Source organism: Mucilaginibacter lacusdianchii (genome assembly GCF_009770985.1).
Classification (GTDB): Bacteria; Bacteroidota; Bacteroidia; order Sphingobacteriales; family Sphingobacteriaceae; genus Mucilaginibacter; species Mucilaginibacter lacusdianchii.
On the sequence record NZ_WSRW01000005.1, the window covers coordinates 54135 to 76229 of the forward strand.

A 22095-nucleotide genomic window follows, 5' to 3' on the forward strand; every position below is an offset into this window, starting at 1 on the left:
AGGCAACAGACAAGGGCACTGCTGTGCCAAGTTCTCCGGTAAGTAACATCTAACAAACATCATATGGAAACACCACTGGAACAAAGTTTACGCCGCCTGGAGGATGAACTCGAAGCGCTGGACCGGCTGGCGCCACAGGAACGATATCCGCAGGCGCTCGCCCGCATTGATGCGGAACTGCATCGGTTCCGCCAATGGATCGAGGAGCATCCCTTTCAAAGTCAAGACGAAGAAATTGCGTTCTTCAAGAACCTCCGGCCCCGCATTCTGGCATTTCGTATCGAAGAAGCCATGCGTTATAATCTAATGATGAATCAGCCCATCGGAACCACCAAGGTCGTGAGCAGGTACTTGGAAGAAATCCTGGAAGGATTGCAGAGCTTCTTTCGTTTGCACAGCTTCTATTATCAGTACTATAAAAATGGTTTTCAGGAGCTGGACCATCTGTATTTTGTGCAAGCAGAACCGGCCACCCGGCTGCCGGTTCCGGAAGTGACCGACCAGGCCGGCCCCTTGCTTCCCCCCATGAGCAGTCTTTTTGCCCGGTTCATGGCCTACGAACGGCTGCAGGTGCATATCACCCGCCGGCTGGGTGCCATGCAAGCAGGGCGGGAGTTGCCTGTAGAACAGACGGACGCTGACCGGCTCCGCTGGACCGGTGAAATACTGGCCATCGTCGAGGTGATCTACGGGCTTTGGCTGACCGGACAGCTCAACCACGGTAATGCCAGCTTGAATCATATCGTCAGGTGGTTTGAGGTTCATCTGGAAGTTTCCATCGGCGTTCCGCAGCGCCAGTTCGCCAAGATTGAGCGCCGGAAGCGTTACAGTTCCACCAAATTCTTAGACCACATGAAAAATGCTATCCAGCAGAAGCTGGACGAAGATCACGGGGCCTGACGCGTCGCTGCTTTTACGGAAAACAGCAAATCTTGCAGCAGTTGACCCGCCTTCGCCGGGCTTCCTGAACGAAAGCGCTTCCAAAACCCTTTTGGGGTAGTACCCCAAAACTACCCCAAGAGGGTGACTTTTTGATCCGCAATCATTGCTCTCCCCTCCGGGCAGCTGCACCAAAACAGTTTTCTTGCGTTCAAGCCCGCTTTTCTTGCCAAGTTTTTGCCTCCTGCGGCCGGAATTGGCGCCTGAAATTAATTGAAATTTATTTTGGGGTACTACCCCAAAGCTCCTCCAATAACCTTCGCCGATACCTGCAATTTTGATCCCGGTGACCGTGCCATATCCGTTGGCACTGCACACCAAGAACCTTGGATCCGCCGTGCGGGACCAGGCCGTTCTTTGACATCGGGGGATGAAGCATTATCCTGCTAGCACCAGGAAATTTCGCGAAGGTGAGCGTCAAGCCGCAATATACCGAAAGCGCGAAGGCAGGCCTGCGGGCCCGTATTGTAGAATACGACGTGAGTAATCCCGAACTAACTGCCGGCTGAAGTGCATTGTACGGGATCGTTCCCCGCAGCCGGCGCATGAAAACAATCAGTAAAAAACTACAAAAGCGGCTGAGCGCCGCCTCCGCGAAATTAGAAATTGTCGTGACAGCGCTTGAAGCCAGCACCGAGGGGCCGTACCTGTCCCGCGGGGAAGCCTATGAGCTGTATGGTAAGGAGCAGGTCAAAACCTGGCTACAGCAGCAGCTCGTCAAGATGGAACATCCCGGCAAGCCCGGGCCTATCCGCATGCATAAGCTGTGGCTGGATTCACTGCCGGTTCTGGCAGAGATGGAATCCTGTCTCCAGGCAATCCTTGCAGAGCTGGAACCGAAGCCTAAGAAAGTGAAACTTTAATCATCCGTTATATGAGCCTATTAAACATTGTGAAGGAATTGAAGGAAACCGCCTCGCTGGTTGGTTTACTTGACCGCCTGGGCTATCAGCCTGTACCTAAGCACGGCCGCGAAGCGATGTATGTCAGCATGCTGCGAGATAACGATCGCAGCCCTTCGCTCAGCGTCAACGAGGTGCTGGGCGTCTGGTATGATCACGGCAGCGGCAAAGGTGGCAATATCATCGATTTCGGCCTGGCCTACTGGCCTCAGCTTACTTTCGGGGAGGTGGTGGCCAAGCTGCAGGAAACACTCTCCGGCGAGCGAAGCATCCCCCGCGAAAAGCGTCCCCGATTAGCCGTTAAGATCCCAACTTACAAAGTAAATGAGATCAAACCGCTGGGTACCCATCCGGCTATCACCGATTACCTCACGCGCCGCGGCATCTATCCGGCTGCCCGGCATTATCTTCAGGAAGTCTATTATCAAATCGATGATGGAAAAGGGGGGCGCCGGAAGTACTTTGCCGCCGGGTGGCAGAACGAGCTGCAGTCCTGGGAAGTGCGGAACCGGTTTTTCAAAGGCTGCATGGGGCTCAAGGGGATATCCTTTCTGCCGGGGGATAGCCGCCGCCTGTCGGTTTTTGAGGGCTTCATGGATTTTTTGAGCTGGAAGACTGAACAGCCCGGTGATGATCACAGCGTTATCGTGCTGAACTCGACTACCCTGCTGCAAGAGGCGATTCGTAAAGCCATCAGCTTTCCTTCTATTGACATCTATTTTGATTTGGACAAGACAGGAACGCAGGCTACCCGGGAATTTTTAACCCGCTTACCTTATGCCACTGACCGATCGGCGGCGTACAAGGGCTACAACGATTATAATGCCAAGCTCGAAGCCGGCGCCGCAATGGGAGAAGCGAAAGCGGCTGCATCCGGTATCTTTGACCGGGTGCGGGTCCCGTTCAGCAGGTGAGCATCGCGAAAAACTTTCCGTCGGGAGGTGATGCATAAGGCGTATCGCCTTGTGTTTTTGGGACGGCAAGATGTCTTTTTGTTACACCAAAAGTATCTTGCCCGCCGGGGGAAACAAAAAACTCGCGACTCGTTTTTTTATGGGAGAATCTAAGAAGCGGACCGGGCGCCGCCCGCTCACGGAAGGTAAAAAGTCCAGATTCGTCAACGTGCGGTTCACAGAGAAGGAAATGGAGCTGTTGGAACGGATGGAAAAGGAACTGGGACTTTCCCGTACGGAATTCATTCGCCAGCGGGCGCTATCAAATGTGGAGATTATCCTGATCAACTCAAAAGAACTAATCGCCGCGCTGGACCAGCTCGGTCGGGAAACGGGGTATATCGGGCACAATATCAATCAGCTTGCCCGGCACGCCAATACGCTCCATCTTCAAAGCCGGCTGAGCGAGAACGTGATCCGTGACTTCAATCAGCTGTTTGAGCAGTACCTGGTGCAGCAGCAAAAACTAGACATCGTGATGAGAAAGCTGATGCGTTTACCTGCCAGCCGTAAGATGCATTGATCTGCAGGTCCGGCGATATGCAGATACATGGTTATTGGTTTACCCGGATCCATCGTTCACCAGATAGCCCGTTATTGGGATAAATCGCTATGGCGATCGCCAGTTAGCTCATTATACAGGTAGGCTGTTCCGCCGCTCCAATGTTCACCGGTTATCCCTTTATATCGATACCTAAATCACTTGGTACGCCGATCTTCCGATGGTGCGATATACTGCACTAACGCACTATTGCAATAAAGTCATTCAGGTACACAGCACAACTGTTATTTCTTTACGTGGATCTTCCGATAGCTTGGTGATCGGCTCTGTTGCTGCCCGGCTGCGCCGCGGTCCAGCTCCGCCGGTATACAGATATCCTGATATACCGTTGTCTGCGGTTTGCACGTCAACGCGCATCATTCCCGCTGTTACAACATTTGGGCGAAATTCCTCTATTTAAATATTAGTGGGCCACCCCAGGCTCTATATGCCTTATAGCTTTATGATCGTCAAAATTTTGCCTAAGTCCTCGGCCGGGTTTGCCGGAGTGACCTATAACACGGATAAGATCGACCGTAACCAAGGCGAGCTGATGCAGGCGGCTAATTTTGGTGCGCTTGAGGGATTAGGTCGGCTGCGGCCGCAGGATTACATCAACTACCTGCAGCTGATTTCCTCACAGAACAAACGCGTCACCCAGCCGCAATTCCATGTAGTATTTTCCTCAAAAGGAGACTTGTACACCAAAGAGGAGCTGGCCGGTACGGCGGTTAAATGGCTCGGCGAAATGGGTTACGGTGAGCAGCCTTACCTCATTATCTTTCATCAGGATACGGCGCATAATCATGCGCATGCCGTCACCTCCAGGGTGGACAAAGGGGGTAAGAAGATCAATAGCGCCTTTGAGAAGGTCCGGGCGCAGCAGATGCTGGCCCGGGTGCTGGGCTTTGAATTTGCGCAAAGCTACCAGATCAGCACCAAAGCGCAATTCTATTTATTACTCGAGCGAGCCGGATATGCCGGGAAAGACTTTGATGAGCAGAAATTGCAGGCTTTGGTGAACAAACACCTGCCCGACAAGGCGCGGGCAGCGCAGATCCGCAGCTGGTTTGAAGCGTACCGGCAGCAACCGGATTTCGCGAATTTGATGCGGCAGCATTTTCAGCTGGATATCATTTTTCATTCAGCAGAGGGCAGGCAGCCGTACGGCTATACGGTCATTGATCATCAAACGCGTCAGGTGTTTAAAGGCAGCGAAATCCTGAATTTAAAACATCTGCTGTCCGCCGGTCTGACCGTAAGGCAATCGCTTGTTGGGGAAAGCCTGGTACCCTTGGTCTGGAATGCAACAGCACCAGCTGCGACAGCGCCTGAAACGCCCGCACCGGTTTATGTTCGTCCGGTTTCCATTGCTGCCGACATTGATGATGAGGCGATCCTGGGCCGCAACCGGCGCCGTAAACGAAAAGCCAGAACCAATACCCGCTAATACAAATTAATTATGAACTATTTATTCGGAAACCAAAAGGGCGGCGTCGGAAAGAGCACCCTCACCGTACTATCTGCCAATTTCCTGACGCTGGCCAGGGACCGGGAGGCCACGATCATTGATATGGATTACCAGCAGTCCATTGCCCAGAAATTTGACAAGGCCAAGGTGCTGGAAAACGCAGAGCCTTATGAGGTGCTGCCATCTACGCTGGAAACGTATCCCGTCCTGCACAATGTACTGAGCAAAAACAAAGGCCATGCGGTACTCATCGACCTGCCCGGCAAGCTTGACGATGACGGCCTGATCCCGGTTTTTCAGTCTGCGGATATCATGATCTGTCCGTTCTCCTACGACGAGTTTACGTATGAATCTACGGTACTTTTCACCGTGGTCTTCAAGCGGATTAACCCGAAAGCGAAGATATTCTTTATTCCCAACCGGATAAAGGCTAATGTGAAATTCGAGATCATGCAGGATGTGAATGAGCAACTGGCCAAGTTTGGGCCCATTACACCGGTCATACCTGACCGCATCGACTTCCAGCGCATCAGCACCTTTCATACGCCCTTGTCCCTGTTGCCACTGGTAACACCTGTATTCGACCCCATCTTTCAAAGCTTATGGAAAACCTGAAAAGCCTGGCCGATCAGCTGCGGGAGGAGCTGACTAAACCTGGAGCGTCCAAACCGAAGGCGGAGGCTGCAAAAGAAAAATCCCGCGTTTCTAAAAAAGCAGCAGCTGGCCCTGCAGAAATCGTTCAGGCCGTTCAGTCTTTTGACAACAGCAACTACAAAGCGATGGTACATGTGCGCTTCGATACGAAAACTGTCGACCTGATGAATCGCTTCAAGCTGGCTGCCGGCGTTGACGTGACCAAGCTGGTCGCCTTTGCTGTCCATCACCTCTTTGACACGCATCCTGAACTGAAACAAACCATTAAACATTACCTTCAAAACTTAGAATTATGACTTGGTTTCAATTTATCATCTGGCTCGCTGCAATCTACATCCTGTATTATGGCGGGCTGATCATCTGGGAACTGCTGCAAGCCAAAAGGCGGCCTTTCGGAGATGATCCTCATGAACTCACCTTCGTAGAGGAGTTTGTTCCGCTGCCAGCCGAATCCCAAGACCATGGGCCGGCTGCATCAGCTGATGTGTCTTCCGTGGTTTCCTCCGGCGGTGTGAAACTGAAAGACATTTTCAGACTGGCTCAGGAAGAGGCCATTGAGTACATCCGCCCGGTAAGTTTCTGACATGAAGCGATACCTCACCCTTACTGCTATCTGCCTGCTGAGTCTGCAACTGCAGGCACAGCCCGGCATTGCCGAAATGCAGCAGGCCCGACAGCAGTTGGCCTCATCGTTTTTCTCGGCTTTTGATCTCGCCCTGGTCTTGGCCACCCTGCTGGGGAGCTTCGGCGCAGTCAGGATCTATCACAACTGGCAGATGGGCAAGCCCCGCATGGATGCGGAGGTCGCAGCCTGGCTTTTTGCCGCCATCTTTGTCGTCCTCTCCGGGACGTTCCTGCAGGCTCTGTTCGGAATCTGATCGCCTGTTTACCTTTTAAAGGATTCCCGCTCTTACTTCAACAAAACCTCACATTCCATTTTGGGTGCTCTGACAAGCGTTTCGTGACCTGAACGCCGTTCTATCATACCCGGCTGCCGCTCCGGCAGCCTTAAAAGGTCACCGCCTGATTCTCTTTTTTTTCTTTCATGTTTAACAAAATAAAAAAATTACTGGCCGCAGCGCTGCTGTTGGCTTTTACTGTTCCAGCCTTCGCGCAAAGTGGTGTCAACGGCCTGAACACCGCAACTTCAACACTGAAAACCTATGTGGACCCTGTCAGCAACATTACGCTGGTCATCGGCGGCATTGTTGGTATTGTCGGTGCCATTCGGGTCTATTCTAAATGGAACAGCGGCGATCAGGACATCAACAAGGAGCTGATGGGCTGGGGCGGCTCCTGCGTTTTCCTAGTGGTTTCCGCACTGGTGGTCAAAGCATTCTTCGGCTTGTAAGATGATCCGGAAGTATGCGATTTATAAGGGGCTCCAAAAGCCCCTTATTTTCAAAGGTTTCAAAGGCAAGTTTATCTACTGGGGCATTGGCTTTTTGCTGACCGGCCTCATCCTGGGTGCGCTGACGATGTCGCTGGTCAACATGTGGCTGGGTGCAGTCGTCCTGGTCGGCGCGGTAACCGGTGGCCTGCTTTACACCGCCACCCGTCAGAAAGGCGGCCTGCATGCCAAGAGCCGCAGTATGACCATTTTTATTCTTCATCATTATGGCCCAAAAAACATTGTTTAATATTCCTTATGCCGGCGTCGACCATATCGGCGGTTATGATCTGCTGATTGGCCAGAACGGAGAATTGTCGGCTGTCCTTACCCTGACCAACCCGGTCCTGCGTTTTTCTGCGCATCCCGGCGCTTACGAGGAATTTCACTATCTGCTGATCAATCTGGTCAAGGTACTAGGTGACGGATATCTGCTGCAGAAACATGATATTATCAGCCGGCAGGCTTACCGGCGGACACCGAGTCCGGAATACCTCCAGCAGGCCTACGATGAGCATTTCGAGGGCCGGGAATGCGTCCGGCTGCAAACCTATCTTACCATTACCCGGCAGATCAAAAAAGGGGCGTTTTACGTCTATGATCCGAAATCGGTTATCCTGTTTACGCAGGCGGTAACCAAAGTGCTGGACCTGCTGCCTTCCGCCAGAACGCTGCAGGAAGCGGAGATCAATCTGTTGGTGCTGGAGCTGCTCGGCATGGAATTCGGCAGCTCTAACCTAGTGCTCAATAACATTCTGCCCGGAGATACGCAGCTTACCATCGGCGACAAAGCGGTCAGGTCCATATCCCTGGTCAACATCGACAGCATAGACCTTCCGCCGGAAGTGGGTGCCCATATCGAGCTCCATGATAAGGAAAGTTTGCGCGGCTTTCCGGTGGACATGTTGTCTTTTTTGTTTCGGGTACCAGCTGCCCAGGCGATTGTTTTTCATCAGCTCATCGAGATCCCAAACCAAGCAGTCGTGCTCCGCAAACTGGAACAGAAAAAGAAAAGACACTCGGGTATGCCGGACCCGGCGAATCAGTTGTGCGTAGAGGACATTGATGCGCTGCTGACCGATGTCGCCCGCGACAACCAGCTGCTGGTCAACTGCCACTTTAATATTGTGGTGACAGCGGCCACATCTGAGATTCAGAAGGCGACAAATTTCGTGGAGAGTTCGTTGTTTCAACTGGGCGTTATCCCGAGCCGGAATGCTTACAATCAGCTGGAGCTCTTCCGGACCCTGTTGCCCGGCAACGGCGTGGAGATGAAAGAATATGACTGGTTTTTGACCACCTGTGATGCGGCCGCCTGCTTTTTCTTCAAGGAGTCGCTTCCCCGGGACGAACCATCAGATTTTCTCCTGCGGTTTACCGACCGTCAGGGCATTCCGGTAGGTATCGATCCGGCGGACCTGCCCATGCGGACCGGCAGGATCAACAACCGTAACAAGTTCGTGCTCGGTCCGAGCGGCTCGGGCAAAAGCTTTTTTATGAATGCCCTCATGGAGCAGTACATGCTTTACAATATGGACATGGTAATTGTCGATACCGGCCACTCGTACTCCGGCTTGTGCAGTTATTATGGCGGAAAGTACATCACCTATTCAGACCGGTCGCCGATCACCATGAACCCGTTCCAGATTTCCGAAGCCGAATACAATATCGAAAAGAAGGATTTTTTGTGTACGCTGATCGGCGTAGCCTGGAAAGGGGCAGAGGGCGTATTTTCGCCGGTGGAGCGCGATGTGGTGGCGCAAGTCATTTCCGCTTATTACCAACGGGCTTTCGCCCAAAATACTGAGCTGAGCTTCAATACCTTCTACGAATTCGCACTGGACAAAATACCTGAGATCAAACAGGCTGAAAATATCAGCTTCGATTTCGATGAGTTCCGGTATGTGCTCAAGAAATTTTATCGAGAAGGCGAATTTGAGACGATTTTGAACAAGGACGCTGACCGCTCATTGTTCAGTGAAAGATTTATTGTCTTCGAGATCGATTCTATCAAAGAACACAAGATCCTCTTCCCCATAGTCACGCTCATCATTATGGATGTATTCATCCAGAAAATGCGCTACCGCTCGGACCGCCGGAAGACGCTGGTCGTGGAGGAAGCCTGGAAGGCTATTGCCAGTCCGCTGATGGCAGGGTACCTGCTATACCTATACAAGACGGTGCGCAAGTTCTGGGGAGAAGCCATTGTCGTGACCCAGGAACTGGGTGATATCATCGGCAACGCCGTGGTGAAGGACAGCATCATCAACAATTCGGACACGATCTGCCTTTTGGACCAGACCAAGTTCAAGGATAACTATCAGCAGATTGCAGCCTTGCTGTCAATCAACGAGACAGAACGTCGCAAGATTTTCACGATCAACCAGCTGGATAATGCCGAAGGGCGGGGCCGCTTCAAGGAAGTCTACATCCGCCGGGGCGCAACCGGGGAGGTTTACGGCGTGGAGGTGTCGCTGAAACAGTATCTGACCTACACGACCGAAAAGCCTGAAAAATCTGCTGTGGAATTCTACGCTGCTGTTTATGACTCCTATCCCGCTGGTCTGGATGCGTTTGTCAGGGATTTGAAAAACAGTGGCCAATCCCTGTCTGCATTCATTACCCATGTCAATCAAATTGCTTATGAAAATCCTCTTTAAAACTATCGTTCTGCTCTGTTTCCTGCACTTGTCCTTTCCTGCTTTGGCCCAGGAACTGGTGGTGGATCCGACCGTCTCCGGCGCGATTGCGGCACATGCCGGCGTGATCAACGGCCAGCTCAATACGACCAACAATAAGCTGGATCTGATCCAAAGGGGCCAGCTGGCGGTGGGCAGCCAGCTGGCTGTCGTCAGCAATCTCCAAAACCGGATTTATAACGGCTTAAGCCAGGTTGCTGCCGTCCTCAATAATCTCACGACCATCAAGGAGATTGCCGACTGCGGGTCCGATATCCTAAAGGATGTGGAAGGCGCCGTTAAGTTGGCAGCATCCGATCCGGTCCTGCTGCTGTTTGCCCAGCAGGGTGCCAGGGACTTTGAGACCCGGGCGACTTTGCTGGCGGCGGATGTCAGCGCCTTTGTGCTGAAAGGCGGTTCCGCAAATCTGATGGACTCCGGAGAGCGTGGAAAGCTCCTCAATCATATCGCTCAGGAAATGCGGATCTTGCGGGGAATTGCCTACGGCATGAACCGGTCGATGTACTGGGCCAGGATGAACGGCGTTCTGCGCTCGCTCAATCCCTGGGCAGCATGGCAAAGCCAGGATGTCCGGATTGCGAACGACGTGCTCACCAACGCAAAATACCTCAAACCATGATTCGATTACTATTCATCACGTTGCTGACGTTATGGTTGCAGCATGCCTTCGCCCAGCAGAAAGTATTGGATATAGCCGCCATGCATCAGCTTATCGGCGCTTCCGAAAATGAGTATGACCTCCAGCAGCAGGCCCGTACAAAACAGGCGGGCGTAAATGTGAACGAGCAGGCTAACTTGACCGTGCTGGCCCGGATCAAAAAGACTTACCGGGAGCTGCAGCAAAGGTATTCGACGCTCGGGACGGCCATCAATGTGGCGCAGATCGGCCTTAACGCCGGCCCCATGGTCAGCCGGATCGTCAGTTACCAGGCGCAGATCATCACGCTGGTGCGCCGGAATCCGGCACTGATCGCCATTGGCTACGAATCAGCACTCACCTTTGCGGCCCGGGCAGAAAGCCTTTTGCGGTTCGTCACGGGCCTGACCCTTTCCTACGGCGACATTAATCAGATGAAAGCGTCAGACCGCAAGATCTTATTCGATTATGTGTTGTCCGAGCTCAGCACCGTGCAGGAGCTCTCCGGGAATATGCTGAATATGATGCAGTACGCCAGCCTGGCCTCACTGCTCCGGGCCGCTAATCCCTTTCAAAATTTTATTGATGCCGACAAGCAGCTGGCCGGTCAGATTTTACAAAATGCCAAATATCTTAAATGAAATATCTTGATGTCATTATTCTGCTGCTGCTGTCCCTTTGCTGCCGGGCACAGCGCGTCGTCGTCGACCGGCAGCATCTGGCTACCGTGCTGCAGAACGGCACGGTCCGGAGCGCGGCCGAAAGTACCCATGAGCAGTATTTGTCCAAAATCTCCGGGAACATTGATGACCTGAACACGAATATGAGCTCGGTAGTGCTGGCACAGACCATCATTTATGAAAGCTTATCCAACGTCAACTCCGCATTGAAAGACGGATTAGCCGTCAGGAACATGGGGGTGATCATCGCCGATATGAGCCGTTATGTGAATCAGGCGCTGGACATCGCCAGGGACCAGCCCTATTTGCTGCTTTTTGCCGGAAGCATCGCCGCGCAGATGCGCACCCGTGCGACAGCTTTGGTGACGGACGTTTCCAGTTTCATTTTGAAAGAAGGCGATAATGTCCTGGCCGACTACAATGCACGCGATCAGCTATTGCGAAAGGTCACGCAGCAGCTGCAGATCCTGGACGGTCTGGCCTACGGCGCCTGGAAAAGCATTTATTGGGCCCGCCAGCGTGGGCTGATGGCCTCGGCCACACCTTTTGCGGCTTATCTCGCTCAGGATCAGGCCGTCGTCAACCGCATCATTCAGCAAGCTAAATATTTAAAACCATGAAAATATTTTTAATTGTTACCCTGGGGTTTTTGCTGCCCGGGCAGCACTGTCTAGCGCAGTCCGCCATACGGGACGAAAGTGTCCGCTACCAGCAGGAACGAATGGTGAGCCTGCAGTGGGACCAGAACAAGTTCACGCCCAAAGCAGGTTTTCTCAGTTTGAACCCTTACTACTGGCTGGTCTGGGGCCTGTTTCACCCAAGCTATCACAAGACAGACCGCCGTCCGCTCAGCGCCACCGGGCCACAAACCCAGCGGCTGGCCCTGATAGCCGCGCTGAACGCTACCGACAACAGTTATAGACTGCAGTCTGACACGGTCCGGAGCACGGCGTTGTCCGAGATCGCTGGTCAGTCAGGGCTGATTACGGATGCTGATCCGCTCTGGCAGCTCTACTATAAAAGCGAACTGGACCCGGTCATTAACCATTCTGCGGCACGCATACTCGCCGGACTTTCGCCGGCGGTAACCCAGGAGCTGCTGAGCGATGGCCTGTATGCCTGGTACAAAAACGAGCTGGATATGCTGGGTGAGCGGATCACAGCGGCACATGCCACCAATCTTGACCGGGGAAGCCGGATACTTGCTTACCACCGCTACCTGATGGAGTACCGGAAACTCGCCGGCGTCTGGGCCATTCGTACATCCGCTGCGGCAAGAACGCTCCAAATGACCGTTAACCAGCAGCGACTGAAGGCGGGATCGGTTACCGTCTCCCGCTGGACACCGCAGACAGATATTGAGATTGCCAACCAAGTCTTACAACATGTTCAATGAAAAAGAAAATTATTTTATCGTTTCTGCTGGTTGCGCTGGTCGGTGTAGCCTTCGGACAAAGTACTTCCGGCGATCACAAAACCTTGGAGTTCCTTCAGGGTGATGGCGTGTATGAGACAGGCATGATGGTGTTCTTAAAAGGGCTCAAAGATTCCGTCTGGAGCCACTTTGATTTTTTTATCACCGATGCCAAAGCGCTCGCCGCTATTTTTATGATCATTTTTTTTGCGATCCGCTCCTATGAGATGATGGTGGGTGACAAACAATTGGAAGTGATGCCGCTCCTCAGGCCGTTTGGCCTGGCCATGATCATTCTCTGGTGGGGCGTCTTCGTGAAGATGCTGGCCTTCCCGACAGACCTGGTCGCTAATCAAACCGAGCAGATGTTTCAAAGTGAGCAGACTATTGTGAACAATCTGCGCTACACCCGCTCTACTCTCATGCTGGCCGTGGCCAATTCGTTGTATACCTTTCAGGCGCAGACTGAGGTCGCCGAAAAGGAAAGCGATACCTGGTACGGTCAGGCATGGGACACCGTCACCAGCACGGTCAAGGAAGGCATTAGCACGGTGGTGTCGCCGCTGCTTGAACTCAAAAACCGCCTCACCGTCGGTATGCAGCTCCTTTTTACGCAGCTCCTGGAGCTGCTGGGCATCTGGATTCTGCGGCTGGCCGTGTACATCGTGTTCCTGATCCAAATCATTTATTCGACCATCCTCATTATCCTCGGACCCTTTGCGGTTGCAGTGAGCATTCTGCCTGCCTTTCGCGATAGCTTCAGCACCTGGATCGCGCGTTTCATTTCAGTAAACCTGTACTCGGGTATTGCGTACCTCATCATGTACCTCTGCGGGCTGATGCAGGAATATGCTTTGAATTCAGAGATCAGTAAATACAAGGAACTGGTCGGGGAGGACGGGCTCAGTGCCAACATTGAAAAAATGGCCCTGTTTGCCGGCAACGGCATCCTTTCCTTTGGAACGGTCATCATCGTGTTTATGATCGGCGCCATCTGTATGTTTACCGTGCCCAGCATTTCCACCTGGATCATCTCCACTTCCGGCATCAGTAGCGCCTCCTCCACCTTTGGCCGCAGTGCCGGCACGGTGTGGGCAAGTGCACGCAAGATCACCGGTTCTTTCTTTTAATCCCTGTTTTTTTAACCACGCCAATGGGCCGGCATGATCTCGTGCCGGCCTTTCTTTTAGATGCTATTATGATTATCCGAAATATCGAATCCAAGATCCGCCTGGCTACTTTTCTTTCTGCCGGCAGTTTGCTGGCAGCGCTGGCGATTGTCGCCATCAACGCCGTGTGCACTTACCGCCTCGTGTCTAATGCGCAAAAAAACATTTACATCCTCGATAACAATGTGCCTATCCTGGCGCGCCAGACTGATATGCAGATGAACCGCCCGGCGGAATACCGGGCACATATCGATCTTTTCCACTCGCTGTTTTTCTCCCTGACGCCTGATGATAACTACATGGAATACCAGATGAAAAAAGCTATGTATCTCATTGACGAGTCCGGGATGAAGCAGTACAACAATTTAAAGGAAAACGGCTTTTTCAATTCCATTCTGTCGTCCAGCTCTGTTTTGACTTTGGAAACAGACTCCATTCACATAGATCCGATCCGGAAAATTTTCCGCTATTACGGCCGCCTGAAGATTGACCGGCGAAGCTCGACCGTCGTCCGCTCCCTCATTACGGAAGGCAGCCTTAAAGATATCCCCAGGAGCGATAATAATCCTCACGGGGTCATTATCACCGGCTGGAAAACCTTGGAAAATAAAGATATCTCCAATGTGGAAAAGAATACATTCTAACCGAGACCCGAAGGATACCCTCCAGCGGGAACTGCGCAGGGAATTTGGACGCTACTTCGGCGCTGCCGGAACAGGCCTCAAGGCTTTGGTCAGCAAAAAACCAAAATGGACCTTCGCATTCATGGCGGTACTGCTTGCCCTTTCCGCCGTGCTTTCCTTTACCAGGCCCCGGCCGCCTGCCGGCCGCGGGCAGCAGGCGGCCAGGGCCGTGGAAGTCAGTGACGGATTTAGGCAGCTGATGCATACCACGGCCAGGCTACGGAAGACCATCGAACTGAAAGGACTTATCGACAGCCTTGCGAAAAAACCGCGGTTGACCGGTGCGGATAGTGTTAGGTTGAACCGGGCGCTGGACAGCTTGGCTGCTCTTCAAAAAATATTAATCCATCCTCGATATGAACATTAACTTTAAACAGCCCAAATTCGTGCTGCCGCTGATCCTGCTTCCTTTCTTCTGCCTGTTCTTCTACGTCTGGCACAGTTCTAAAGGAAAGCCGCAGACAGCAGCGCAGGCGCAGGATAGCCTTAATCCGAACATGGGTAGCGTCTCGGGAGCTGTACGCCGCAGGCAGCTGGCCGATAAGCTGGACGCTTACCGGAATGCTTACAAGGAAGCTGACGGCTTGAGTGCGGTAGCGGCCATTCCTGCCGAAAAGTCCGGCGGCCCGGGCGATAACGATCTGGCTGCAGGTGCTCAGCAGCGAAGAATCGACTCTATGCAGCAGTTGATGCGTATCCCTGCTGCACTTCATCTGCCTGCCGGCAATGTCGCCCGCATGAACCATCCTGACGTGTCTGCAGCGGTCGCCGCTATCCGGCAGCGGTCTACGGAAAGATCCGTCCCCACAACCCGTTCAGCAGATCCGATGGACGTCTTCCGCCAGCAGATGAGTATCATGGACAGCCTCACGCGGCAGAATGACCCTGCCTGGAAGGAGGAGCAGCGTAAGAAGCAGTTTGCAGACCAATTGACGAAAGCCCGTTTAAGCGCACCGAAGCTGAACGTGAGCAAAGCCGGCGGTGCCGGTTCTGATTTTAATACCATCATCCCCGAAGAACGCCTTTCCTTTATTGGCGCGGTGATCGATGAAAATGTCACTGGGTATGCAGGCTCGCGAATCAGGTTGAAACTGCTCGACGATATTCAGGCCGGAGGCCAGATCATTCCCAAAGACACCTACCTGTATGCGCAGGTGACCGGTTTTTCCGGGCAGCGGGTGACGCTGGCCGTAACTTCCATCCTGATTGCCGGAAAGATTTTGCCCGTCAGACTGGATATCTACGATCAGGACGGCCTGCCGGGCCTGTATGTGCCGGCGTCTGCCTTTCGTGACTTTAGCAAAGACCTTGGCGGCAGTTCCGTTCAAGGAATCACGCTGGACGGCGGTTCCGGAACCAGCCAGTTCATGATGAGTACGCTGGATAAGTTCTTTCAGTCTACCTCATCAGCCATCGCCGGTATCATCCGAAAAAACAAAGCCAAGCTCAAATTCAACTCTTTCATCTACCTCATTGATCCCGATGCGCTACAGAAAGCGCAAAAAACTTACTGACATGAAAAAACCTACAATGTACTTCTTGTTGATGCTGCTTTCCGCCGCGGCTATGGCGCAGCCCAATGACACCGTAAGCCTTGCGGCCGATGCCACTGTGCATTTTCTTTCGCCGGAACCCATCCGTTATGTGGACATCTCTACCAAGACTCTGACCGGCGACCTGCCCCTCAAAAACGTCTTCCGCTTGAAATGGAAGGACAGTGCCAGAACTTTTCCCGATGCGACGGTTACCATTGCCGGTGAGAAGTACATGGCGCAATACCGCGTGGTTCAGGGCAGGGGCGGCCCGCAGACCATCGAAATTGGCCCCGAGGACATGCGGCCGCTGAATATTTCCGGCGTGACTTTTTCTGAACCGCAGCTGCACGCTTTGTCGCTGCGCCTGTTTGCCAGAAAGCCGGACCGAAAAATCGGAAACGCGCAGGCGTTCGGTTTGAAAGGCCGGCTCAATCACATCTACGCTGCCGGTGATTACCTCTTTCTGGATCTGGGCTTCGACAACAAGACCCGTCTGCAGTACAGCGTTGACGCCCTGCGTTTTCGGGTCGAAGATCAGAAAGTGACGAAGGCTGCCAACAACCAGTCGGTTGAGATCAAGCCGGTCTTTACCTTATTTGACATCCCCCAGTTCAGCAGGGGGTACCGCAACATCTTTGTGTTTAAAAAAATCTCCTATCCCGGGCATAAGCGGCTGACGATCGAGCTGAGCGAAAAGCCGCTCTCCGGGCGCACGTTAACCCTGCGTATTGCTTACCAGGACGTTTTGGATGCAGACGTCATATCGTTTTAATCTTACATCATGACCGATTCCATTGCTTACGATTACCTCAGGCTCGTACTGGAGGAGGAATTTCTGCCGGTATACCTGCGCTTCTCTAACCTGGGCATTCTGCATTACGAGCTGACTAATATCCAGGAGCTCTGCGCTCCGCTGCTTGAGGGCCTGAATGATGATGACCGGTTTCTTCGCTATGAAGTGATCGGCACGATAGCGGACTATTTACAGGAGGTTTAGATGGCATTTCACACCGAGAAAAAACTAGCGGACAATATCGCGGCTATTCAGGCTGCACTCAACTTTACAGCGGGTTTAAGTACTGCAGGTGATGCCATCGGAAAATTGCTGCCGTATGCGGGTTTCGGCGGCATCAAAGCAATTCTCTACGGTGCCGGGGATCTGGCTTCCTGGCAGCAAATGAACGCTTCTGCTGCAGATTTGAAACTGCATCCGCAGATCGTTGCGCTTCATGAATTGTTGAAAGGGAAGTTACCTGCGAATGATTATAAAAGGGCTGTCGAATCCCTGAAAAGCAGTGTGCTGACGTCTTATTACACACCCAAGTTTCTACCCCGCGCCATCTACGCTGCGATGGCGGATGCCGGCATCCGGCCCAAACGACTTTACGAGCCCAGCGCAGGTGCAGGCGCCTTTATTCTGCCGGCACTCCGCATCTTTCCTGAGCTGCAACATGTGGACGCGGTGGAAAAGGATGTGCTCACTGGCAGGATCCTGTCTGCCATTTTTAAATGCGCGGACATTCCGGGACGCGTTCAGATTTCGGGACTGGAAGAAACCTCGCCTTCGGAACGGGAAAGGTCCGATCTGGTGATCAGCAATATTCCTTTCGGAAACTTTTCCGTCTACGATCCGGCTTATAGCCGGGCGGGAATCAGTTCCAAAATTCACAACTACTTCTTTGCCAAGGGGCTGGACAAATTGCAGGACGGCGGCATACTGACCTACCTGGTTACCGATGCCTTCTTGAACAGCCCGTCCAACGAGACGGCAAGAAAATTTCTGTTCACCTCAGCCGACTTTATCAGCGTGGCGGCACTGCCGGCCAACCTGATGCTGGATACCGCGAATGTGGAAGTGGGCACGCATCTGCTGATGGTGCAGAAGAATAATCATAAGGATTCGCTGAGTGTCGAGGAGCTTGAGCTGATCGCCACCGTATCCCGGCAGAATCAGTATGGCGAATATTCGGTGAACAGCTACCTGGCCTCGGAGCCTTCGCGCTGGATGGGAAATGAACTGCGGGAAAGCACGAACGCTTATGGTCAGGCAGCAGGCGTGCTCTGGCAGTCCGGTGAAATGGAGGTTGTCGGCGATCAGCTTGCAGCTCTCCTCGGGAAAGACCTCCAAAGAATCGATCGCCGCAAGTGGCAGGATATCTCCCTTGCGGGCCAGGCACAGGAGATGCGCTTAACCTTCTTGCCTGTGCCGGAAGTTAAACAGCAAACCATGAGCGGGCAGCTGGGCCTGTTTGACCAGCGACCGGAAATCAATATTACCAGCGCCTACCTCGATGACCTGGACCGGGCAACGGTGGCCGCAGAAACGGCGCGGCTGGTCAGCGTGCTCCGTACAACAGATAAGCCTGCCCATGACAGTCTGTTGTTAATTACAGCACGTGCCAAATCGAGCAACCGTTACCTGTACCGGCTGTATTCGAATGTAGCAGAGGTAAACCCGCCGGCACAATGGCTGTCGGGGCATTCCGTCGGTCAGCATTTGCAGGCGATCACCGCTTCTTTACGCCGCTTTGCCCATGATTTCCGGTACGAAGGCGATGCGACGCTGGCCGGGCAATTTGATCTGGGCGGCCAGCGCCCGAAACAAGTGAAGGATCTGCGGCCTTTCTACAGCAAGGATACCCTGGTGATTTTAGAGAACCAGGTTGGACTGCTGGGCGAAGTGGAGGCTTCAGGTGCGATATTCAAACCCTTGGAGCCGCCTCCTGATCTGGCTTTCTACAGTGACTATGTCCAGCTGCGGGATACCTACCTGGAACTTATGGACCTTGAATCGCAGCAGTTGATCTCGTTTCCCGATATCAGAAAGGCCTTGAACATTTGTTACGAGGCCTTTCTCGTGAAATATGGGGAGCTCAATAAAGGGCAAAACCCTTCCCGGCTGCTGCTTGATCCGGCATTCGGCTTCCGGATGCTTTCTTCCCTGGAAGTCCGGGACGGTGAGGGATTTATTCGCTCGGATATCTTCCACAGCCCAATCTTTCCCCAGCGCAAGGTGCTGAAGACGGAGGATCCGGCCGAAGCCCTGGCCATCTGCCTCAACGACGTTGGCCGTGTAGATCTGGATAGGATCGCAGCCGCAACAGGCCTTGCGGCAGCGCAGGTCATCAGTTCACTCGAAAAGCAGATTTTGCTGAATCCGGAGTCCGGACAATGGGAGACCGCGGACAGTTATCTCTCCGGCAATGTAGTAAATAAGCTCAAAGCGGCGGAACAAGCCGATGTTCGTCAGCCCGGAGACCTCCAGGTCGCCCGCAGCCTGGCTGCCATTCGCCGGGTGCAGCCCGAGAAGATCCCTTTTGAGCTCCTGGACTTCAATCTGGGTGAACGCTGGGTGCCCCTCGACTTCTATGAACGTTTTGCGAGCCAGCTGTTCCAAACCGAGACCCAGGTCGGTTATTTCCCCTCTTTGGATACGTTCAAGGTAAGTTACGGACGGGGCAACACCATTACCAATGAGGAGTATGCCGTGGTGCCCAGGGCCAGTGACCGGATGACAGCCCATACGCTGCTGGAGCATGCCTTGGAAAACACCAGCCCTTACATCACCTATCCGGTAGAGCGGGACGGCAAAACGGTCCGGATGCCGGACACGGAGGCGATTCAAAATGCACACCGCAAGATCGAGTCGATCCGCTCGAAGTACAATGCCTGGCTGCAGGAACTGTCACCGGAAGATAAGCTGCTGCTGGAAACGATTTATAACGAGACGTTTAATTGTTATGTGCTCCGGCAGTTTGACGGTAGTCACCTCAGGTTTCCGGGACTGGATTTTCAGGCGCTTGGCATCACGGACCTGTACAGTTCCCAGAAGGATGCGGCCTGGCGGGTGATCCAGAACCGCGGCGCCCTGATCGACCACGAGGTGGGCCTGGGTAAAACACTCACGATGATCGTCGCGGCAGCAGAAATGAAGCGCCTGGGGCTTATTCACAAGCCCATGATTCTGGCGCTGAAAGCCAACGTCGCACAGATCACGGAAACGTTCCGCAAAGCTTACCCGAAAGCACGCGTGCTGGCTCCCGGCGAAAGTGACTTTGAGCTGGCCAAACGGCAGCGTCTTTTTCACGAGATCAAGAACAATAACTGGGACTGCATCATCCTGACGCATGACCAGTTCGGCAAAATTCCGCAGTCACCCGAGATCCAGCAGCAGATTTTTGAAACCGAGCTCGATCATGTGGAGCGGGATCTGGAAACCCTGCGTGACCTGGGCGGTGAGATCAGCCGGAAAATGCTCAAGGGCCTGGAGATACGGAAGTCGAACCTCGAAAACAAGCTGGCAGAGGTACTGAACGCTATAGAGACTCGGAAGGATAAGGGTATCAACTTTCAGGAGATGCACGTCGATCACCTTTTCATCGATGAGTCACACAAGTTCAAGAACCTGACTTTCACCACGCGTCATAACCGGGTAGCGGGCCTGGGCAATATACAGGGCAGCCAGAAGGCGCTCAATATGCTCTTTGCCATTCGCACCCTGCAGGAAAAGCAGCAATCCGACCTATGTGCCACCTTTTTGTCCGGTACGCCCATCTCCAATAGTCTCACCGAGATGTACCTGATCTTTAAATATCTCCGGCCAAACGAAATGGACCGGCAGGCCATTTCCAACTTTGACGCCTGGGCTGCGGTGTATGCGCGCAAGACGGTGGACTTTGAATTCTCTGTGACCAACGAGATCCGGGCCAAGGAACGTTTCCGTCATTTCATCAAGGTGCCGGAGCTGGCCATCTTCTATAACCAGATTACGGACTATAAGAATGCCAAACATATTCAGCTCGACAAGCCGGAACTGGAGGAGGTGCTGGTCAATATCAAACCGACGCCCGATCAGCAGGATTTCATTAAACGCCTCATGCAGTTTGCCAAAACCGGTGACGGCAAGCGGCTGGGCCGGCAGCCGCTTTCGCCGGAGGAAGACAAAGGCCGCATGCTGATTGCCACCAACTATGCCAAGAAAATGGCGGTGGATATGCGCCTGGTCAATGAACATGCCTTTGATGATCACCCGCAGAGTAAAGTCAGCGTCTGCGCGCGCCAGGTCGCAGAGATCTACCATGAGAGCACGCGCCATCGCGGTACGCAGATCATTTTCAGTGATATCGGCACGCCGCGTCCGGATGGTTTTGATGTTTATAATGCCTTGCGCAGCAAGCTGGTGGAAGATTTTGGTGTGCCCGCTGCACAGATCACGTTCATCCATGACTGGACCGACCGGAAGAAAAAAGAGCTGTTCTCGCTGATGAACGACGGGCGCATCCGGATCCTGCTCGGTAGCACCGAAAAAGCCGGGACCGGCCTGAACGTGCAAAAGCGGATCGTCGCCATGCATCACCTGGACATACCCTGGAAGCCTTCAGAATTGGAGCAGCGGAACGGACGCGGTGCCCGGCAGGGCAACTGGCTGGCCAAAGCGCATTATGACAATAAGGTCCGAAACTTTATCTATGCCGTAGAGCAGTCGCTGGATAATTACAAGTTCAACCTGCTTAAGAACAAGCAGACCTTCATCAGCCAGATGAAAAGCGATCAGCTCGTGGTCCGGACACTGGACGAGGGCGCGATGGATGAGCAAAGCGGCATGAACTTTTCGGAATACATTGCCATTCTTTCCGGGGATACATCATTGCTGGAAAAGACTCGCCTGGAAAAGAAGGTCGCGGAACTGGAAAGTTACAAGTCCGCCCACTTCAAGGAGGTAGCCCGCAGCCGTTATCTCCTGGAGGACCTGGAAAATCGAAAGATAACCACTTCCCAAAGACTGGATCTGGCTGTAACAGATGAAAGTGCTTACCGAAAATTGTTGCGCTATGACGATGAGGGCCTAAAACGCAACGCATTACGGCTATTTGACCTGCCCGATGCCGATGCGGTGGCCGCGGGCAAGCGGCTGATCCAGCTCTATCACCGGTGGGAACCGAAAGATAAGCTTCCAGAGCAGCGGATCGGTGAGCTCTATGGCTTCGATCTGTACATCAGCCTGAAAGTCAATTATTCGGAGGAAGGTGACGAAAAAATTCGGCGCCTTTATGCTCAAAGCCGGGAAACTGGCATCCGCTACCTGCAGAATGACGGCGCGCCGAATGTAGATAATCCAAAACTTGCGGCGCGTTATTTTCTTAACAGCATCGACCGGGTCGGCAGCATCGTGGAAAAGTACCGTCAGGAGCTCCTGGAACTGAACGAGAAAATACCGCAAGTGCGGGAGCTGACGCTGAGGCCGTTTGAAAACGAGGCCGAACTCTGGGAATTAAAGGACAGCCTTACCTTGCTGGAGGACGAAATCACACGTAATATCCAGGCACGCGAACAGCAGGAGCAGCAGGCGCTGGCTGAAGCCGATAACACGGAAGGCCAAGTTCCTGAACAGACCGTCAGATCATCTGTAAAACGCTAAATCAAATTTT

24 protein-coding genes are annotated in these 22095 nt (G+C 53.2%); 23 read left to right on the forward strand and 1 reads right to left on the reverse strand.

The genetic code is table 11. The features are described from left to right. The first annotated feature begins 63 nt into the window (after nt 1-63). From GPM24_RS19820 to GPM24_RS19835, 4 genes are all read left to right on the forward strand, one after another. A complete protein-coding gene (locus GPM24_RS19820; RefSeq protein WP_158829046.1) occupies nt 64-900 on the forward strand; it encodes an RteC domain-containing protein in 837 nt (278 codons plus the stop codon). 584 nt (nt 901-1484) lie between these two features. Next, a complete protein-coding gene (locus GPM24_RS19825) occupies nt 1485-1802 on the forward strand; it encodes a hypothetical protein (protein ID WP_158829048.1) in 318 nt (105 codons plus the stop codon). Between the two features lie 11 nt (nt 1803-1813). Further along, nucleotides 1814-2755: a DUF8464 domain-containing protein gene (locus GPM24_RS19830; protein WP_158829050.1), complete on the forward strand. Its 942-nt coding sequence runs from the start codon at nt 1814-1816 to the stop codon at nt 2753-2755. Nucleotides 2756-2852: 97 nt separating this feature from the next. Further along, nucleotides 2853-3317 (forward strand): plasmid mobilization protein, encoded by a 465-nt coding sequence (locus GPM24_RS19835; protein WP_158829052.1) that lies wholly within the window; start codon nt 2853-2855, stop codon nt 3315-3317. Between the two features lie 243 nt (nt 3318-3560). Here the strand turns inward: GPM24_RS19835 and GPM24_RS19840 are convergent, their stop codons facing one another. After that, a complete protein-coding gene (locus GPM24_RS19840) occupies nt 3561-3716 on the reverse strand; it encodes a hypothetical protein (RefSeq protein ID WP_158829054.1) in 156 nt (51 codons plus the stop codon). An 82-nt stretch (nt 3717-3798) separates the two neighbouring features. Between GPM24_RS19840 and GPM24_RS19845 the strand changes: the two genes are divergently transcribed. From GPM24_RS19845 to GPM24_RS19935, 19 genes are all read left to right on the forward strand, one after another. After that, nucleotides 3799-4785, forward strand: a complete 987-nt coding sequence (locus GPM24_RS19845) for a relaxase/mobilization nuclease domain-containing protein (RefSeq protein WP_158829056.1) — start codon at nt 3799-3801, stop codon at nt 4783-4785. 12 nt (nt 4786-4797) lie between these two features. Next, nucleotides 4798-5421 carry a ParA family protein gene (locus GPM24_RS19850; RefSeq protein WP_158829058.1) on the forward strand — a complete coding sequence of 208 codons (624 nt, stop codon included), beginning with the start codon at nt 4798-4800 and terminating at the stop codon, nt 5419-5421. Further along, a complete protein-coding gene (locus GPM24_RS19855; protein ID WP_158829060.1) occupies nt 5409-5756 on the forward strand; it encodes a hypothetical protein in 348 nt (115 codons plus the stop codon). The genes GPM24_RS19850 and GPM24_RS19855 overlap by 13 nt, the downstream gene beginning before the upstream one ends. Next, a complete protein-coding gene (locus tag GPM24_RS19860; protein ID WP_158829062.1) occupies nt 5753-6043 on the forward strand; it encodes a hypothetical protein in 291 nt (96 codons plus the stop codon). The genes GPM24_RS19855 and GPM24_RS19860 overlap by 4 nt, the downstream gene beginning before the upstream one ends. Nucleotide 6044: 1 nt before the next feature. Further along, a complete protein-coding gene (locus GPM24_RS19865; RefSeq protein WP_158829064.1) occupies nt 6045-6338 on the forward strand; it encodes a DUF4134 family protein in 294 nt (97 codons plus the stop codon). A 167-nt stretch (nt 6339-6505) separates the two neighbouring features. Next, the gene (locus tag GPM24_RS19870) at nt 6506-6811 is read left to right on the forward strand and encodes a DUF4134 domain-containing protein (RefSeq protein WP_158829066.1); all 306 of its coding nucleotides are present in this window, start codon (nt 6506-6508) and stop codon (nt 6809-6811) included. Between the two features lies 1 nt (nt 6812). Beyond that, nucleotides 6813-7100 carry a plasmid transfer protein gene (locus tag GPM24_RS19875; protein WP_158829068.1) on the forward strand — a complete coding sequence of 96 codons (288 nt, stop codon included), beginning with the start codon at nt 6813-6815 and terminating at the stop codon, nt 7098-7100. Beyond that, nucleotides 7078-9510 (forward strand): TraG family conjugative transposon ATPase, encoded by a 2433-nt coding sequence (locus GPM24_RS19880; protein ID WP_158829070.1) that lies wholly within the window; start codon nt 7078-7080, stop codon nt 9508-9510. Before GPM24_RS19875 ends, GPM24_RS19880 begins: the two co-directional genes overlap by 23 nt. Then, entirely contained in the window at nt 9494-10168 is a 675-nt protein-coding gene (locus GPM24_RS19885; RefSeq protein ID WP_158829072.1) for a hypothetical protein, read from the forward strand. The genes GPM24_RS19880 and GPM24_RS19885 overlap by 17 nt, the downstream gene beginning before the upstream one ends. Further along, nucleotides 10165-10827, forward strand: a complete 663-nt coding sequence (locus GPM24_RS19890; RefSeq protein ID WP_233268912.1) for a hypothetical protein — start codon at nt 10165-10167, stop codon at nt 10825-10827. Before GPM24_RS19885 ends, GPM24_RS19890 begins: the two co-directional genes overlap by 4 nt. After that, nucleotides 10824-11486, forward strand: a complete 663-nt coding sequence (locus GPM24_RS19895) for a hypothetical protein (protein ID WP_158829076.1) — start codon at nt 10824-10826, stop codon at nt 11484-11486. Before GPM24_RS19890 ends, GPM24_RS19895 begins: the two co-directional genes overlap by 4 nt. Further along, complete coding sequence (locus GPM24_RS19900) at nt 11483-12262, forward strand: hypothetical protein (RefSeq protein ID WP_158829078.1); 780 nt, start codon at nt 11483-11485, stop codon at nt 12260-12262. The genes GPM24_RS19895 and GPM24_RS19900 overlap by 4 nt, the downstream gene beginning before the upstream one ends. Next, on the forward strand, nt 12259-13410 hold the full coding sequence (locus GPM24_RS19905) for a TraJ family protein (RefSeq protein WP_158829080.1): 1152 nt from the start codon (nt 12259-12261) through the stop codon (nt 13408-13410). The genes GPM24_RS19900 and GPM24_RS19905 overlap by 4 nt, the downstream gene beginning before the upstream one ends. Before the next feature lie 23 nt (nt 13411-13433). Continuing rightward, a complete protein-coding gene (gene traK, locus GPM24_RS19910) occupies nt 13434-14093 on the forward strand; it encodes a conjugative transposon protein TraK (protein ID WP_439650798.1) in 660 nt (219 codons plus the stop codon). Continuing rightward, the gene (locus GPM24_RS19915; protein ID WP_158829082.1) at nt 14071-14499 is read left to right on the forward strand and encodes a hypothetical protein; all 429 of its coding nucleotides are present in this window, start codon (nt 14071-14073) and stop codon (nt 14497-14499) included. The genes traK and GPM24_RS19915 overlap by 23 nt, the downstream gene beginning before the upstream one ends. Continuing rightward, the gene (locus tag GPM24_RS19920; RefSeq protein ID WP_158829084.1) at nt 14489-15646 is read left to right on the forward strand and encodes a conjugative transposon protein TraM; all 1158 of its coding nucleotides are present in this window, start codon (nt 14489-14491) and stop codon (nt 15644-15646) included. The genes GPM24_RS19915 and GPM24_RS19920 overlap by 11 nt, the downstream gene beginning before the upstream one ends. 1 nt (nt 15647) lies before the next feature. Continuing rightward, nucleotides 15648-16439 (forward strand): DUF4138 domain-containing protein, encoded by a 792-nt coding sequence (locus GPM24_RS19925; protein WP_158829086.1) that lies wholly within the window; start codon nt 15648-15650, stop codon nt 16437-16439. 9 nt (nt 16440-16448) lie between these two features. Continuing rightward, entirely contained in the window at nt 16449-16664 is a 216-nt protein-coding gene (locus GPM24_RS19930) for a hypothetical protein (RefSeq protein ID WP_158829088.1), read from the forward strand. Next, nucleotides 16665-22085, forward strand: coding sequence for a helicase-like domain-containing protein (locus tag GPM24_RS19935; protein ID WP_158829090.1), 5421 nt, complete (start codon nt 16665-16667; stop codon nt 22083-22085). It begins immediately after the preceding gene. The last annotated feature ends 10 nt before the right edge of the window (nt 22086-22095 follow it).

Excerpts from the sequence above, each read along its gene's own strand:
- GPM24_RS19820 (WP_158829046.1), top strand. The coding sequence starts at position 64 with ATGGAAACACCACTGGAACAAAGTTTACGCCGCCTGGAGGATGAACTC.
- GPM24_RS19825 (WP_158829048.1), top strand. The coding sequence starts at position 1,485 with ATGAAAACAATCAGTAAAAAACTACAAAAGCGGCTGAGCGCCGCCTCC.
- GPM24_RS19830 (WP_158829050.1), top strand. The coding sequence starts at position 1,814 with ATGAGCCTATTAAACATTGTGAAGGAATTGAAGGAAACCGCCTCGCTG.
- GPM24_RS19840 (WP_158829054.1), bottom strand. The coding sequence starts at position 3,716 with ATGATGCGCGTTGACGTGCAAACCGCAGACAACGGTATATCAGGATAT.
- GPM24_RS19845 (WP_158829056.1), top strand. The coding sequence starts at position 3,799 with ATGATCGTCAAAATTTTGCCTAAGTCCTCGGCCGGGTTTGCCGGAGTG.
- GPM24_RS19850 (WP_158829058.1), top strand. The coding sequence starts at position 4,798 with ATGAACTATTTATTCGGAAACCAAAAGGGCGGCGTCGGAAAGAGCACC.
- GPM24_RS19855 (WP_158829060.1), top strand. The coding sequence starts at position 5,409 with ATGGAAAACCTGAAAAGCCTGGCCGATCAGCTGCGGGAGGAGCTGACT.
- GPM24_RS19860 (WP_158829062.1), top strand. The coding sequence starts at position 5,753 with ATGACTTGGTTTCAATTTATCATCTGGCTCGCTGCAATCTACATCCTG.
- GPM24_RS19865 (WP_158829064.1), top strand. The coding sequence starts at position 6,045 with ATGAAGCGATACCTCACCCTTACTGCTATCTGCCTGCTGAGTCTGCAA.
- GPM24_RS19870 (WP_158829066.1), top strand. The coding sequence starts at position 6,506 with ATGTTTAACAAAATAAAAAAATTACTGGCCGCAGCGCTGCTGTTGGCT.
- GPM24_RS19875 (WP_158829068.1), top strand. The coding sequence starts at position 6,813 with ATGATCCGGAAGTATGCGATTTATAAGGGGCTCCAAAAGCCCCTTATT.
- GPM24_RS19880 (WP_158829070.1), top strand. The coding sequence starts at position 7,078 with ATGGCCCAAAAAACATTGTTTAATATTCCTTATGCCGGCGTCGACCAT.
- GPM24_RS19885 (WP_158829072.1), top strand. The coding sequence starts at position 9,494 with ATGAAAATCCTCTTTAAAACTATCGTTCTGCTCTGTTTCCTGCACTTG.
- GPM24_RS19890 (WP_233268912.1), top strand. The coding sequence starts at position 10,165 with ATGATTCGATTACTATTCATCACGTTGCTGACGTTATGGTTGCAGCAT.
- GPM24_RS19895 (WP_158829076.1), top strand. The coding sequence starts at position 10,824 with ATGAAATATCTTGATGTCATTATTCTGCTGCTGCTGTCCCTTTGCTGC.
- GPM24_RS19900 (WP_158829078.1), top strand. The coding sequence starts at position 11,483 with ATGAAAATATTTTTAATTGTTACCCTGGGGTTTTTGCTGCCCGGGCAG.
- GPM24_RS19905 (WP_158829080.1), top strand. The coding sequence starts at position 12,259 with ATGAAAAAGAAAATTATTTTATCGTTTCTGCTGGTTGCGCTGGTCGGT.
- traK (WP_439650798.1), top strand. The coding sequence starts at position 13,434 with ATGGGCCGGCATGATCTCGTGCCGGCCTTTCTTTTAGATGCTATTATG.
- GPM24_RS19915 (WP_158829082.1), top strand. The coding sequence starts at position 14,071 with ATGTGGAAAAGAATACATTCTAACCGAGACCCGAAGGATACCCTCCAG.
- GPM24_RS19920 (WP_158829084.1), top strand. The coding sequence starts at position 14,489 with ATGAACATTAACTTTAAACAGCCCAAATTCGTGCTGCCGCTGATCCTG.
- GPM24_RS19925 (WP_158829086.1), top strand. The coding sequence starts at position 15,648 with ATGAAAAAACCTACAATGTACTTCTTGTTGATGCTGCTTTCCGCCGCG.
- GPM24_RS19930 (WP_158829088.1), top strand. The coding sequence starts at position 16,449 with ATGACCGATTCCATTGCTTACGATTACCTCAGGCTCGTACTGGAGGAG.
- GPM24_RS19935 (WP_158829090.1), top strand. The coding sequence starts at position 16,665 with ATGGCATTTCACACCGAGAAAAAACTAGCGGACAATATCGCGGCTATT.